Raw genomic sequence first — 13,464 nt, forward strand, 5'->3', positions numbered from 1 at the left:
TGTGTTTTCATAGTATATCATACTGTAATGCTATAAAAGAAAAAACTGACTTGCAAGAGTCAGCCTTTAAAATGGTCAATATTTTTTTATACCGTTTTTTGTTCCGATGATCGCTTTACTCGTCATATTGATAAATAATCCTGTTTCAACTACACCAGTAATCATCTTTAACTCTTTATTTGTATCATTTGGATTCAATATTTTGCTTGGAAAAATACAATCAATAATTAAATTGCCGTTATCAGTTATAAATGGTCTGCCATCTTTCATACGTAAACGTGTTTCACAACCTAAAGATTGAACTCTCTTTTCAGTTTGCTTCCAAGAGAAGGGGATGATTTCAATAGGAAGTGGAAAGGCACCTAAGTGTGAAACGAGTTTGGATTCATCTGCAATAATAATAAGTTCTTTAGAGGAGGCGGCAACAATTTTTTCGCGAAGTAATGCACCACCGCCACCTTTTATTAATTGTAAATCATTATTGATTTCATCTGCACCATCGATTGTAAGATCGAGTATGTCGGTTTCATTTAAAGAGATTAACGGAATAGATAGTTGTTTAGCTAATACTTCAGTTTCTTTTGATGTCGGTACAGCTTGAATAGATAAACCTTCTTGCACACGTTTCCCTAACTTTTGTATTGTCCAATATACAGTTGAACCCGTACCAAGTCCAACCTTCATTCCATCTTTTACAAAGCCAGCAGCATATTCACCGGCTAGCTGTTTTAAATTCATTATTTTACTCCGCCGGACGTGGTCCAGCATCTAAACCGGAACTTTCAACTGTAAGTATTGGGCGAACAGTAATATCTTTATGTACACGCATTTGGCACGATAATCGTAAGTGGTCTTCAATTCCTTTTTCCGTAATAGCTTGTTTTTCATCATTTGTAGCCTCACAAAAATCACCTGCAATGACTTCAACTCTACAAGTTGTACATCTTGCTTTGCCACCGCAACGATGAAGAATGTGTACACCGTTATCTTCAAGTGCTAATACTAGTTTTGTCCCTTCTTCAACATCAAAAGTTCCGGTACCTTCAACTGTTAATTTTGGCAAATTGATTCCTCCTCATGTAAAATGCTATATAACATATTTATGACCCGTATTCATGAACATAAACATAAAATTTATTATAAGCCCCGTAACTTTTTTATTTGTTCAATCGTTTATTAAGTAAGCGCTGAAAAGGAGTGGTTATTTTGTGCACAAAAATAACTCAGGTTTTAAAGGATCATATCGATATGAATCATTCAAATATAAATTTTTTAATTACACATTATGCAGAGGTAAAAAGATACTGTACGTTTTTGACGAAAAACAAATGGGATGGGGAAGACCTTGCCCAAGAAGCAATTTGCAAAGTTCTTCAAAAGTATAGTGAGAAGGAAATTTGTATAACGCTTCTGTATAAAATAGCAAGAAACCGGTGGCTAGACCAAATGAAGTCAAAATCAGTTCAAGAGAAAATAGAGGAACAAATTACATTTGAAGAACCACATGAAAAAATTGCAGATTTGCATGAAATGGTAGGGAAAGTATTATCTTCGTTAAATGTGCAACAATCTGTAATTTTATTATTAAAGGATGTTTTTCAATATAGTATCGCGGATATTGCTAAAGTATGTTCGGTATCAGAAGGTGCAGTGAAAGCATCGTTATTTAGGAGTAGAAATAGGCTGAAAACTGTAAGTGAAGAGGGTATTGAAATAGTGGAGTACACGGATGATGTTGAAATCGTTGTAACTTCTATTCGAGAAGAAAGACCTGAATTGTTGACGAAACTTCTCCCAACAATAGATTTCACTAAGTTACCATCAATACAACCGGTGTTATTATTCAGTATGAAAAAACCTTATTCTTACAGTTGTATGCTTAATGCGGCATAAAACAGATGGAGGGATTTATAATGAGTGTAATTCCTTACGTAATAGAACAAACGAAATTAGGAGAACGCTCCTATGATATATATTCAAGATTATTAAAAGACCGAATTATTATGATTGGTTCAGAAATTAACGATCAAGTTGCAAGCAGTGTAGTAGCACAATTATTGTTTTTAGAAGCGGAAGATGCAGAAAAAGATATATTCCTGTATATCAATAGTCCAGGCGGTTCAACGACAGCGGGATTTGCAATATTAGATACGATGAACCTTATTAAACCAGATGTGCAAACACTTTGTATGGGCTTTGCGGCATCATTTGGTGCGCTTTTACTATTAGCTGGCGCAAAGGGAAAAAGATTTGCGCTCCCTAACAGTGAAATCATGATTCATCAACCGCTCGGCGGTGTAAAAGGGCAAGCAACGGAGATTGAAATTACAGCAAAAAGAATATTAAAGTTAAAACATGATATTAACAAAATCATATCTGATCGAACAGGGCAACCAGTAGAAAAGGTAGCTCATGATACAGAAAGAGATTATTTTATGACGGCAGTAGAAGCGAAGGAATATGGAATTGTTGATGCAGTTATTGAGAAAAAATAACATAAAACAGGCTAGAGAATATGCTAAATCCTCTAGCCTGTTTTTGTTATTCTTTATTCTTTTATCCATTCATCAACTAAAGCTTGATTCTCTTTAATCCATTTTCGCGCGGCTTCTTCTGGATCTTTCGTTTTATTTAGCATGACCATTAAAGTACCTAGTTGTTCATCGCTCATTTTCCATTTGTCAAAGTATTTCACAATATCAGGATGATCTTTTTCGAAACCTTTACGAACGGAGTAATAAATGTCATCTTTTTCACCATATACTTTCTTAGGGTCTTTTAAATATTTTAAATCGAATTCTGAAAAGCCCCAATGAGGATTCCAAAGCGTAACAGCGATTGGTTTCTTTTTCGTATATGCCTTCTTTAGTTCGCTCATCATCGCAGCTTCTGAAGATTGGACAAGTTTTAGTTTTATATCATATGCCTTCATTGCTTTATCCGTTAAATTCATCAGGCTACTGCCAGGTTCAATCCCAACAATTTTATTATCTAGCTCATCTTTATGTGCATTTAAATCTTCAATACTGTTAACGTTTTTCACATAAGAAGGGACGACTAAACCAAGCCCGGTACCTTCATACCATTTTGATTTTAAAACAATGTCATTTTTATAGCGAGCATTTAATGGTTTATCCGTAACAGGAAGCCATACTTCTAGATTCGCATCAACATCACCACGTGCGACGCCAGTCCATATCGCAGCTTTTTCTAAATACATGAGTTCAACTTTATAGCCTTTTTCTTCTAATAAAACTTTCCACATATTTGCGGTTGCGATATTTTCTTTCCAACTTGTTACACCAAGTTTAATTTTTCCTTTCGAATTTGCATTTGTTGCATTACAAGAAGTGAAAATCATACTAATAAATAGTAACAGACTTATAATCCATATTTTTTTTCGCATTCAAAACCTCCTGTGAAGCTTTTGCTTTTTATAAATTAATCTATAAGTGAACCTTCTTATTATGAACGGAAACAAGAATTTTTAAAGAAATCTTATATATGTCATTTTTATGTAATATTTCTCTGTAAAATCGCAACACTATGTAAATAGATGGGTAGAAAAGGAGTAGTGACATGGATAATACAAAGGTACGTGTTGAAAATGTAACAAAAGTCTTTGGGAAACATCCGCAACGAGCGCTTACCTTATTAAAAGAAGGAAAAAGCAAATCGGAAATTTTAAAGGAGACAGGAATGAACGTTGGTGTGAAAAAGGCAACGTTTGAAGTATACACTGGAGAAATTTTCGTTATTATGGGTTTGTCTGGTAGTGGGAAATCAACGCTAGTTCGAATGCTAAATCAATTAATCAAACCGACAGCCGGGCATATATACATAGATGGTGAAGACATCGCAACGATGGGAAAAGAAGAATTGCGAAGAGTAAGAAGGACGAAAATGAGTATGGTTTTTCAGAAGTTTGCTTTATTTCCACATCGTACGGTAATACAAAACGTTGCGTACGGGTTAGAAATTCAAGGAGTTCCAGTAGAGGAACGAGAAAATAAGGCGTTAGAATCGCTACAGTTAGTAGGACTCGATCATCATAAAGATAATTACCCTAGTCAACTTAGTGGTGGTATGCAGCAGCGTGTTGGAATTGCAAGGGCACTAACGAATAATCCAGATGTATTACTAATGGACGAGTCATTTAGTGCATTAGATCCACTAATTCGAAAAGAAATGCAAGATGAATTGTTAGAGTTACAAGATAAAATGGAAAAAACAATTATTTTTATTACACATGATTTAGATGAAGCTCTTCGAATTGGTGATCGTATCGCATTAATGAAAGATGGAGAAATTGTCCAAATTGGAACACCGGAAGAAATTATGATGAGCCCTGCAAATGAATTTGTAGAGAAATTCGTTGCGGATGTGAATTTAGGAAAAGTAATTACGGCAGAATCTATTTTAAAAAGACCAGAAACGTTATTAATCGATCGTGGGCCGCGTGTAGCTCTGCAAATTATGAGAAATGCAGGTGTTTCTACGGTATATGTTGTGAACAAAAAGTATGAGTTTTTAGGTATTTTAACAGCGGATGATGCAAGTAAAGCAATGAAAAAACAATGGCCAATTGCTGATTTATTACTTAACGATATTCCACACGTTTATCTAGATACATTACTGGAAGAAACGTATGCAAAAATGGCGGAGATGAAATATCCATTACCCGTAATTGATGAAAAGAAAAGGTTGAGAGGAATTATTAAACGTGAAAGTGTCATTCAAGCTCTTGCAGGAAACATCGAGGAAGAGGTGAAAGACGATGAATAATATTCCGCGCATTCCATTAGGAGAATGGGTCGATTCATTTGTTGCAAGTTTATATGAGCACTTTGAAGGCTTGTTCCGAGGATTCTCCTATATTATCGGTGGATTTGTTGATTTACTCACTAATTTTTTAACAATAATACCAGCCATAGTGATGATTATCATCTTATGTTTCCTCATTTGGTACACAACGAGGAAATTATCTTTAGTCATTTTTACGCTCATCGGATTATTATTTATTTTAAATATTAACTACTGGGCACAAACGATGCAAACATTAGCGCTCGTACTTACGTCAGTTATTATTTCAATTATTATCGGCATTCCCATTGGCATTTTAGCATCTCAAAATGAACGTTTCTCAAAATTTTTAAAGCCGACATTAGATTTTATGCAAACAATGCCGGCATTCGTCTATCTCATTCCCGCGATAACATTTTTTGGAGTAGGCGTCGTACCAGGCATTATTGCTTCCGTTATTTTTGCTATGCCACCGACAATCAGATTTACAGACTTAGGGATTAGACAAGTTCCAGAAGATTTAATTGAAGCTGCGAATGCATTTGGCTCTACCGCATCACAAAAATTATTTAAAGTACAATTACCGCTCGCAACCGGAACGATCATGGCTGGCGTGAATCAAAGTATTATGCTTTCGTTATCAATGGTTGTAACAGCTTCACTTGTAGGAGCGCCAGGACTTGGCGTCGATGTATATCGCTCTGTAACACAAGTAAATATCGGAATGGGATTTGAAGCTGGACTAGCTATCGTCGTGATTGCGATTATATTAGACCGAATTACGCAAGGGTTTTATACAAAAAGAAAATAATTCAAAAAACACACTTTATACTACAAAGTGTGTTTTTTGAATTCGAATTACATCCGAACAATAACAGAACCTCCAGCTGGTGCACAAACTTGGTTTTGCTGTTGTTCCATTGATTTAATTAAATGATTATTTTCTTCGATTAAAGAGATCAATTTAGCTAATTGGCTTTCAAGACTTGCGATGCGCTGCATCATGTATTGCGAATCATAATGCAGTGTATTCCTTACTGGATGGAGGGAGTAAGCATATTGTTGATTTATATTTGGATTCCAATGAGGATACATTTGAATCGTTCCTCCTTCAATAAATTACTGATCTTTCTTATAGTAAATGCCTATGTATATGTAATGGTGACTTGAAAATTCTTTCAAACGAAGAGGATTATGTAGGGGGAATGGAAAAGTAATAAAGTACATTTTTTGGAAATTTTCAAGCGGAATAGTAAATATATTAGGAGACAGCAACGTTCATGTAAATGGATATTATATGGGGAGAAATTATGAGAGGAGATGCTATTTTGTCTAATAATAAAAAAAGAAATGATGCTATGACAATTGGTGTCGCTATAGGTGTTGTAATTGGTGTAATTCCTGGTGTATTTACTGATCATATAGCAATCGGAATAGCGATTGGGATTGCAGTTGGAATGGGGATTACGCTTTTGAAGAAATAATGAGTTGTAAATTATTTTAATGTGAAAATTATCGATTTAAGAGATTGAATTTTCGGAATATAAAACCTATTTTTCCTTTTTTTATGATATTATATATGCAAAGGATGGTGATGGATATGCCAATACACAATCAAGCAGAACAAAACTGCTTCATTTGTGAAAAACATAAAGGGAACATTACAGTTCCAGGTGGAGCTATTTACGAAGATGAACTCATTTACGTTGGACATGTCCATTGGGATGCAGAAGAAACATATCTTGGTTATGCAATGATTGATATAAAGAGACATGTACCTGGTCTCGCTGAATTAACTGAAGATGAGGCAAAGGCATTCGGACTGATAACAAGTAGAGTAAGTAAAGCGCTTAAAGAAAGCGAAGGAGCAGAACATATTTATACTTTCGTTTCAGGTAATGGTGTACCACATATGCATATGCACATTATACCGCGTTATCCAAATACACCAAAAGAGTTTTGGTCACCGACTGAAGTAGCAAATTGGACTGGTGCACCACATGGAGATTCAGAGAAAATTAAAAAACTATGCGAAAGAATACGAAAGTATATGGTAAATGAGTATGCATACAACAAATAATACACAATATTCATGGGTTGGAAGTAGGGAAATGTGTTTAGACGAAGTTTCAGTAAAGCAATATGGTGATATCGTACTTGGTAGATACGGCGGGAATATAAGTGCCGGAGCAAAAAAGAATGAAGACGGTGCATTAGTTTTGTCGAATGGTGATTGGGAATTCGCCGTTATATTAGACGGACATAATAGTACAGAAAGTGTGGATTTAGTAGTACATACAATCCAAAAAGAATATGAAAATATAAAAGTGATTATGAAAGAATCAATTGAAACCGTATTTCGATCTGTTGAAAATTATATACTTACGATATTTCAATCCCGCTCATTTAAAGAAAAGTGCGAAAGGGTAAAAGGTGAAACTGCTTGCTTAATATGCGTAAGAAAAGAAAATTACATATGGTGGCTTTCCATAGGTGATTGCTTAGTTTATGTATTTCATGATGAATTACATAAATTAGGACAATATACATTGAATCAACGCCACTTTTACGAATGGATTGGAAATGTAAACACATTTGATTTACCCGTTCCTTGCTATTCTTCAGGAATTCGTGAACTACGTACTGGAAAGAATCGAATTGTAATGGTGACAGATGGGGTATTAGAATGCGGGGAACGCCGTTATGAAACGCCATTAAACCTATACAGTGATATGAATAAAAATAATATAGCGCTTAAAGAAAATGTTCACAATATTTTAGAACACGTTCATCATCAATTAGGACGAGATAGTGCGACCATTATTAGTTGGGACCTAGAAAACAAAACAAATGCTACGTATCCGAGTGATCAGCCGGAGAAAATTAAAGTGAAAAAATAAAAAGGAGAGGGTTTTCTGTCAGTTACAAAAATATCCTTATTAATTTTATGGGTGCTATCTTTATTGGTTTTTGAAAGAATAGCGAGAAGACAGTTAAATATACCGAAACAAAAAGGATGGAATAACCAATATGTGAATGATACACATAAGTGGGGAAATAGAATTATCATTTCCTCTTATATAGTTGTTATTGCTATAAGCACTTTTCTTCCAAATCGTATATATATGGGCTATGTACCTCTTTTATTTTTTATTACGTTATATGGATTTCAATCATATATGGAGTGGAAATATGATAAGGAATCGCGGGAGTTTTTGATTTCATTATTAGGAGTTGCAGCATTAATAATAACAGGGTTCATACTATATTTCTTCCTTTAATATAGTATAAATTTAAGGCAAGAAGGAGAGAAGAAATAAAAAGACCTTTATTACGTGCAGAAGTGATCATTTTTAATGAAGATCATTCAAGAATACTCGTTCAATAACCGTTAATATAGTCCACTTTATTTTAAACAATTCAATGAAGTAATAGGAGGAATGATATTGAGAACCTATACATTTTGGATTATAATTTTTGTTTTTTGTATAGCGGGCTACTTTTTGGATCGATTTTTAAGAAAAAAATTGAATATGCCAAAGAGCGGGTTTTGGGGATATAATAAATATGTAAATAGCTTACATAAAAAATTGGAAATAGGACTGCTTTTTGTTTATTTAATAACTAGTTTTATTTACATCTTTAAATTCGAAAGCACTAATATTTGGTTTATCATTTTCACTTATTTAGGGGTTACGTGGATCCTAAGGACATGGATGGAATGGAAGTATGATAGAGAATCGAAAGAATATATTTTTTCGATAATTGGATTATTTGCATTTATTTTTATGACTTCGATGCTATTTTACTTCGTTCCACCTGCTACATAATAAAAAAATATTGATGCAAGAGATATAAGGGGATGGATTATGTTGGATTTAACCGTAATTTTAAAATGGATTCGTGAAAAATATAAAGAGAAATCACTTATAATAATAGGTATTGATGGTACAGATGTTGAGATCATAAAGTAAATAGTAACCATTTATCTGAAAGGTGATAAATGGTTACTATTCGTGTGAAAATTACATTTTCTTAAAGCTCCTCAATACAAGAAACTCCCACAATCTCCAAGGAAGAACCTTCTTCGCAAAGATCATAAATTTTACACCTTTCCCAATTGGGTATCGTAATGTAGTACGCCTTGCTTCAGCAATTTCTACGATTTTATTTGCAACATCTATCGGATTACCAAGTGTATCGTTGCCATTGTTTATGTGCTTTTGTATTTTATCCATATATTCTTTGTAAGGAGAGGTTGTATCAGATTGGTTTTCAGCTAATTGTTTCCCAACTTCCCATATGTTCGTATTATAAGAACCAGGTTCAAGTAAGGCAACGTCTATTCCGAAAGGCTTTACTTCTAAGCGAAGTGATTCACTCCAGCCTTCTAATGCATATTTTGAAGAAACGTAAGGAGATAGTCCAGGGAATCCGACTTGACCGCTAATGCTGCTTATATTAATGATTTTTCCACTTTTCTGTTCTCTCATAAATGGTAAAACAAGCTGAGTGATTGATATAGCTCCAAAAAGATTCGTTTCAAATTGTTTTCGGTAGTCCTCTACAGGGAGTTCTTCTATAAAGCCCCCAGTTGCATATCCTGCATTATTTATAAGTAGGTCTATTCTGTTTATTTCTTTTAAAAATAATTGGAAGTTATGTATAGAATTTTGATCTGTTACATCTAATTGTTGTACTTGTATATGTTGTTGTAAGTTGAGTTTAGTAGCTTGAGATATTAATTCAACTTGTTTTTCAAGATGTCGCATTGTAGCAATGACTAAATAGTCTTTTTTCGCAAGTTCAAGTGTCGTTAATAGTCCGAATCCACTTGATGCCCCTGTAATAACCGCGATTTTTTTATTCATTGGTCGCTCGCTTTCTTTTTCTTTTATCATAACGAGTTATGGGGATAAAATCTATTTATTGTATAAGGATATTTGTTATAATTGAAAATAATTATCAATTAAATTTTAGTTTTATATAAAAGGAGTGTGGATTTCATGAAGACTAACGGTTTTCATGATATTTTTCATAAATACTTTCATGGTTTACAAGTTGTAGAGGAAAAACATATGAATATGCCCAAAACAATAGGTAAGGGTGAAATACGAAGATGGACTTCATTTTCAGGAATGGAAATTGTGTTATCAAATTATCAATTTCATAAAAATCATCGCATCCAGTTTGCATCTGATGCAGCAATGGTGGAGCTTAATTTTTGTTTACAAGGGTTCGGAGGAGTGCAAGTTGGTCATTCTTCGTATGAATTAATGAATGGAAATAGCTATTTATATTTTATGAATGATTTTGATGTATTATTTGAATATGAAAAAGAAACGCCTCTATATTCATTAGCGATTGGGATTCCTGTACAATTGTTTAATCATTTCATGATGAATAATGCTATTGAAAAAAGTCTTGATTTTCATTCTATATTAGGAAATCAATCTTTTAAAAAGTTTCAAAATCCAATTGATTCTATAACATCTAATCTTATTAAGAGAATGATAGAGCATCCCCAAAAGGATCGTATTAGTCAACTAGAATTAGAAAGTAAAGCGCTCGAATTGCTTTCTATACATTTTGGGAGAGTGTTGCTTAATGATTGTGACGCAAATAAAAGGAGTCAATTATCAAAAAAGGATTTGAATAAAATAAAACAGGCTGAAGAAATTTTACTTCAACGAATGGAATCACCCCCATCATTATTAGAATTGGCTAAAATAGTAGGATTAAATGATTATAAATTAAAAATTGGATTTAAAGAATTATTTGGGATGTCCACATTTGCATATTTACGAGAGAAACGTATGGAACATGCGATAGATTTACTACGTTCGGGAAATAGTAATGTGACCGAAACGGCATTTGCAGTTGGATACAATAATGTCAGTCATTTTTCAGAGTTATTTCGTAAAAAATATGGAATGAATCCATCAAAACTTTTACGTATTTATTAACGTAAAACAGGAATAATCCGCTATACCGTAAATTCCTCCGTCATTTGGTAGTTGCTTTTTGTAATGGTCATTATAATTACAAACAACATCCAATTGGAAATAACTTTTTATGGAGGAATTTAAATGAAAGAGCGGAATGAAAGTCATTTTTGGCTATTTGTATTAACAGGGATGTTTCTTATTATAACCACGACTGGATTTGCTCGTATGGCATATGGAATTATATTGCCATTTATGCAGGAAGGACTCAGTTTGTCTACAGCTCAATCAGGTATGTTAGGAACTATACTCTTTTTAGGGTATTTATTAACAGTCGGAACATCTGGAATACTTACTATCCGTTTTGGAGCAAAATCAGTTTTATTAATAGGGAGTTGGCTCGTCGTTATAAGTTTAATAGGATTAGCATTTGTTTCCTCATTTTGGATAGCCTCTATTTGTATGCTATGTTCTGGAGCTGGAAGTGCTCTTGTATATACACCACTCATGTCAATAACAGTAGGATGGTTTCCAGAAAAAAGAGGAACTGCAATGGGGCTGTTATTAAGCGGTGCTGGCATAGGCATGCTATTTAGTGGAATAATTGTTCCTTATATAGTACGTATATTTCCAGAGTATAGTTGGCGTGGTTCATGGCTTTTGTTTGGCGTTATTACATGTATTGTTGTATTCGTTGCCTCAATTGTTTTGAAAAATCCAGAAGTTACTGAAGATGAGGGGGAAAGGAATAATAAGTCGTTTTTATGGAAAACGAAAGAGTTATACATCATTGCATGGATGTATTTTATTGTGGGCGTTGTTTATTTAATTCCAAATTTATATCAAACTAGTTTTATGATTAATAATGGTATTGCGGCATCAATTTCGGGAACTGTTTATGCGATTGCAGGAATGTTTTCAATCGTAGGAGCTCCTGTCTGGGGATTGATTTCGGATCGGATTGGTATAAAGAAGACGTTATGTATTGCACTTTTATTAGCTGTAATAGGTGATATGATTCCAATTATATTTGGACATATCATTGGCTTTATCATGTCGGCAATTATTTGGGGTTCCAGCCTCGGAGGTATCCTTTTATTAATTCAAGTTGCTGCTTCAAAGCAAGTATCTCCGAAATATGTCTCAATGGCAATTAGTTTTATATCCGTTTTCTATGCAGTTGGTCAAATGATTGGACCAGGACTTGCAGGATGGATTATCGGGGAAAGTGGTTATACAACAGCTTATGGATTAGGTGCTTTCGGTTTCTTTATGTGCATATGTTTGGGATTAAGGCTAAAAAGAGGGGATCTGGCAAACTCAGCGTATATAGAGAAGTGAGTATTGTCTTGAAATGAATCTTTTTAACGGGGGGAAGCAAAGTGTTCCATGTTAAAGACGTATTAGCAGATCAGTTATTAGCAAATGCGAATGATCCTAGTTGGTATATTCCGTTTTCAGATGCAGTTAAGGATTTATCTGAGAGAGAAGCTTTCTGGAAACCGAATGAAGAGAGTAATAGTATAGCTGAAATTGTACAACATTTACTGTATTGGAACTCGACGTGGCAAACAAGGTATAAAGAATCAAATGTTAATGCCGTGCCCGCTATTGGTGATAATAACAAAAGTTTTATGCTATCTGATAATCAAACATTTGAAGAATTAAGAGAAAAACTCCTAGAGAAACTGTTACAATGGCAAAATCTCATAAATGAAGACAAGGTTGAAAGTGATGTAATTGGATTTCCTGTATCTGCAAAGTGGTGGGAAATATTAGCTAATGTAACGACTCATAATGCGTATCATATTGGTCAAATTATGTACATTCGGAAATTGCAGAAGAGTTTTGATAGTGAATAATGTAATGATTCTCTAATTTATTTGAAGCAAATTATGAAGCATTATTGTAGGCCGTAAGACACGCTGTACATGCTTGAAGGTAGAAAGACCAGTCTAAAATGACTGGTCTTTCTACTATCTAATAATATTTAAGTAGCAATTTAGGTGAAACTATATAAAAATATAGTTCCACCTATTCAATTGAAATGCCCTGTTACTATTTAATTTCAATAGCTGAAGTTATATCGTTCCAATCTGCAGCTAAATTAGCAGTTTGACCATACCAATCAGAGTGTCTAAAGGAGACACCTTTTCCATATCCTTGAGTTGAAGAATGTTCCCATAGCGTTGTTGAATAACTTGCAGAAGGTGAAGCTGTACTTACAGAAGAAATTCTGTCGTTCCAGCTAGAAGGTAGGTTTTTAAAGCCACTGCTCCAATAAATATACTGTCCACCTTTATTTTGATGCTCATAAAAATCGGTACTACCAGCACCACTACCTAAAGGGTTAATTTGATTTTTAAGTGCCTTTTTATCCTTTTCAATAAAAGCATTCAATGTTTCTCTGCTAGTAAAGCCATAAGCTAACCAATCTCCATTTTCATTTTGCTTAGGTAGTACCATAGTAATTTGGATGTCTTTTTTTGATTGATCGCTTAATTTTGTGAATGAATTAACATTCTTTTCATCAACTTTTAAATAATCAAATGATTTAATTGTATTATCTTTTTCTGCAGCACTTACTACTCCTAATCCTCCAGTTAATGCAAAACCTGCTACTAATGTCCCTGCTACTAATTTCTTCAACATATAACCATCCCTTTTTGTTTAGATTTTTGTACAGGAAAATCTTGTACAAGTAAAATGTAATCTA

18 protein-coding genes are annotated in these 13,464 nt (G+C 33.9%); 12 read left to right on the forward strand and 6 right to left on the reverse strand.

Annotated features, from left to right (window positions below; genetic code table 11):
- Positions 1-75 precede the first annotated feature (75 nt).
- Positions 76-738, reverse strand: a complete 663-nt coding sequence (gene rpiA / locus MKX77_RS10615) for a ribose-5-phosphate isomerase RpiA (protein WP_341306585.1) — start codon at positions 736-738, stop codon at positions 76-78.
- Positions 739-742: 4 nt separating this feature from the next.
- Positions 743-1,063, reverse strand: a complete 321-nt coding sequence (locus MKX77_RS10620) for a 2Fe-2S iron-sulfur cluster-binding protein (RefSeq protein ID WP_002147392.1) — start codon at positions 1,061-1,063, stop codon at positions 743-745.
- 143 nt (positions 1,064-1,206) lie between these two features.
- On the opposite strand from MKX77_RS10620, the gene MKX77_RS10625 reads away from it, so the two are divergent.
- Positions 1,207-1,893, forward strand: coding sequence for an RNA polymerase subunit sigma-70 (locus tag MKX77_RS10625; protein WP_341306586.1), 687 nt, complete (start codon positions 1,207-1,209; stop codon positions 1,891-1,893).
- Positions 1,894-1,913: 20 nt separating this feature from the next.
- Entirely contained in the window at positions 1,914-2,495 is a 582-nt protein-coding gene (gene clpP, locus MKX77_RS10630) for an ATP-dependent Clp endopeptidase proteolytic subunit ClpP (RefSeq protein ID WP_002136712.1), read from the forward strand.
- Between the two features lie 53 nt (positions 2,496-2,548).
- Here clpP and MKX77_RS10635 read toward each other — a convergent pair whose 3' ends face one another.
- A complete protein-coding gene (locus MKX77_RS10635; protein ID WP_341306587.1) occupies positions 2,549-3,406 on the reverse strand; it encodes a glycine betaine ABC transporter substrate-binding protein in 858 nt (285 codons plus the stop codon).
- A gap of 173 nt (positions 3,407-3,579) precedes the next feature.
- On the opposite strand from MKX77_RS10635, the gene MKX77_RS10640 reads away from it, so the two are divergent.
- Both MKX77_RS10640 and MKX77_RS10645 read left to right on the forward strand, forming a co-directional pair.
- Positions 3,580-4,785 (forward strand): quaternary amine ABC transporter ATP-binding protein, encoded by a 1,206-nt coding sequence (locus MKX77_RS10640; RefSeq protein ID WP_002013036.1) that lies wholly within the window; start codon positions 3,580-3,582, stop codon positions 4,783-4,785.
- Positions 4,778-5,614 (forward strand): ABC transporter permease, encoded by an 837-nt coding sequence (locus MKX77_RS10645; RefSeq protein WP_002127727.1) that lies wholly within the window; start codon positions 4,778-4,780, stop codon positions 5,612-5,614. Before MKX77_RS10640 ends, MKX77_RS10645 begins: the two co-directional genes overlap by 8 nt.
- A gap of 47 nt (positions 5,615-5,661) precedes the next feature.
- Here MKX77_RS10645 and MKX77_RS10650 read toward each other — a convergent pair whose 3' ends face one another.
- Positions 5,662-5,898: a hypothetical protein gene (locus MKX77_RS10650; protein ID WP_341306588.1), complete on the reverse strand. Its 237-nt coding sequence runs from the start codon at positions 5,896-5,898 to the stop codon at positions 5,662-5,664.
- Between the two features lie 215 nt (positions 5,899-6,113).
- Here MKX77_RS10650 and MKX77_RS10655 point away from each other — a divergent pair, with 215 nt between their 5' ends.
- From MKX77_RS10655 to MKX77_RS10675, 5 genes are all read left to right on the forward strand, one after another.
- The gene (locus tag MKX77_RS10655) at positions 6,114-6,287 is read left to right on the forward strand and encodes a septum formation initiator (RefSeq protein ID WP_341306589.1); all 174 of its coding nucleotides are present in this window, start codon (positions 6,114-6,116) and stop codon (positions 6,285-6,287) included.
- A 104-nt stretch (positions 6,288-6,391) separates the two neighbouring features.
- Positions 6,392-6,883: an HIT family protein gene (locus tag MKX77_RS10660; protein WP_341307951.1), complete on the forward strand. Its 492-nt coding sequence runs from the start codon at positions 6,392-6,394 to the stop codon at positions 6,881-6,883.
- On the forward strand, positions 6,867-7,703 hold the full coding sequence (locus MKX77_RS10665; RefSeq protein WP_341306590.1) for a PP2C family serine/threonine-protein phosphatase: 837 nt from the start codon (positions 6,867-6,869) through the stop codon (positions 7,701-7,703). Before MKX77_RS10660 ends, MKX77_RS10665 begins: the two co-directional genes overlap by 17 nt.
- 63 nt (positions 7,704-7,766) lie before the next feature.
- Positions 7,767-8,084 (forward strand): DUF4181 domain-containing protein, encoded by a 318-nt coding sequence (locus MKX77_RS10670; protein WP_080784428.1) that lies wholly within the window; start codon positions 7,767-7,769, stop codon positions 8,082-8,084.
- 165 nt (positions 8,085-8,249) lie between these two features.
- Complete coding sequence (locus MKX77_RS10675; protein ID WP_215553301.1) at positions 8,250-8,633, forward strand: DUF4181 domain-containing protein; 384 nt, start codon at positions 8,250-8,252, stop codon at positions 8,631-8,633.
- A 195-nt stretch (positions 8,634-8,828) separates the two neighbouring features.
- Here MKX77_RS10675 and MKX77_RS10680 read toward each other — a convergent pair whose 3' ends face one another.
- Positions 8,829-9,674, reverse strand: a complete 846-nt coding sequence (locus MKX77_RS10680; protein ID WP_341306591.1) for an oxidoreductase — start codon at positions 9,672-9,674, stop codon at positions 8,829-8,831.
- Positions 9,675-9,809: 135 nt separating this feature from the next.
- Between MKX77_RS10680 and MKX77_RS10685 the strand changes: the two genes are divergently transcribed.
- The 3 genes from MKX77_RS10685 (at position 9,810) to MKX77_RS10695 (ending at position 12,610) form a co-directional block, all read left to right on the forward strand.
- Positions 9,810-10,769 carry a helix-turn-helix domain-containing protein gene (locus MKX77_RS10685; protein WP_341306592.1) on the forward strand — a complete coding sequence of 320 codons (960 nt, stop codon included), beginning with the start codon at positions 9,810-9,812 and terminating at the stop codon, positions 10,767-10,769.
- A gap of 123 nt (positions 10,770-10,892) precedes the next feature.
- Complete coding sequence (locus tag MKX77_RS10690; RefSeq protein ID WP_341306593.1) at positions 10,893-12,089, forward strand: MFS transporter; 1,197 nt, start codon at positions 10,893-10,895, stop codon at positions 12,087-12,089.
- Positions 12,090-12,130: 41 nt separating this feature from the next.
- Positions 12,131-12,610 (forward strand): DinB family protein, encoded by a 480-nt coding sequence (locus MKX77_RS10695; RefSeq protein ID WP_341306594.1) that lies wholly within the window; start codon positions 12,131-12,133, stop codon positions 12,608-12,610.
- A gap of 196 nt (positions 12,611-12,806) precedes the next feature.
- On the opposite strand, the gene MKX77_RS10700 is transcribed toward MKX77_RS10695, so the two are convergent.
- Positions 12,807-13,400, reverse strand: a complete 594-nt coding sequence (locus MKX77_RS10700) for a hypothetical protein (protein WP_000914462.1) — start codon at positions 13,398-13,400, stop codon at positions 12,807-12,809.
- Positions 13,401-13,464 lie beyond the last annotated feature (64 nt).

Origin of the sequence: Bacillus sp. FSL R9-9410 (genome assembly GCF_038050385.1) — a bacterium.
In the GTDB taxonomy this organism is placed as follows: domain Bacteria; phylum Bacillota; class Bacilli; order Bacillales; family Bacillaceae_G; genus Bacillus_A; species Bacillus_A cereus_U.

Coding starts and splice junctions, on each gene's coding strand:
- MKX77_RS10690 (WP_341306593.1), top strand. CDS start 10,893: ATGAAAGAGCGGAATGAAAGTCATTTTTGGCTATTTGTATTAACAGGG.
- MKX77_RS10700 (WP_000914462.1), bottom strand. CDS start 13,400: ATGTTGAAGAAATTAGTAGCAGGGACATTAGTAGCAGGTTTTGCATTA.
- rpiA (WP_341306585.1), bottom strand. CDS start 738: ATGAATTTAAAACAGCTAGCCGGTGAATATGCTGCTGGCTTTGTAAAA.
- clpP (WP_002136712.1), top strand. CDS start 1,914: ATGAGTGTAATTCCTTACGTAATAGAACAAACGAAATTAGGAGAACGC.
- MKX77_RS10680 (WP_341306591.1), bottom strand. CDS start 9,674: ATGAATAAAAAAATCGCGGTTATTACAGGGGCATCAAGTGGATTCGGA.
- MKX77_RS10660 (WP_341307951.1), top strand. CDS start 6,392: ATGGTGATGGATATGCCAATACACAATCAAGCAGAACAAAACTGCTTC.
- MKX77_RS10635 (WP_341306587.1), bottom strand. CDS start 3,406: ATGCGAAAAAAAATATGGATTATAAGTCTGTTACTATTTATTAGTATG.
- MKX77_RS10655 (WP_341306589.1), top strand. CDS start 6,114: ATGAGAGGAGATGCTATTTTGTCTAATAATAAAAAAAGAAATGATGCT.
- MKX77_RS10665 (WP_341306590.1), top strand. CDS start 6,867: ATGCATACAACAAATAATACACAATATTCATGGGTTGGAAGTAGGGAA.
- MKX77_RS10640 (WP_002013036.1), top strand. CDS start 3,580: ATGGATAATACAAAGGTACGTGTTGAAAATGTAACAAAAGTCTTTGGG.
- MKX77_RS10645 (WP_002127727.1), top strand. CDS start 4,778: ATGAATAATATTCCGCGCATTCCATTAGGAGAATGGGTCGATTCATTT.
- MKX77_RS10650 (WP_341306588.1), bottom strand. CDS start 5,898: ATGTATCCTCATTGGAATCCAAATATAAATCAACAATATGCTTACTCC.
- MKX77_RS10685 (WP_341306592.1), top strand. CDS start 9,810: ATGAAGACTAACGGTTTTCATGATATTTTTCATAAATACTTTCATGGT.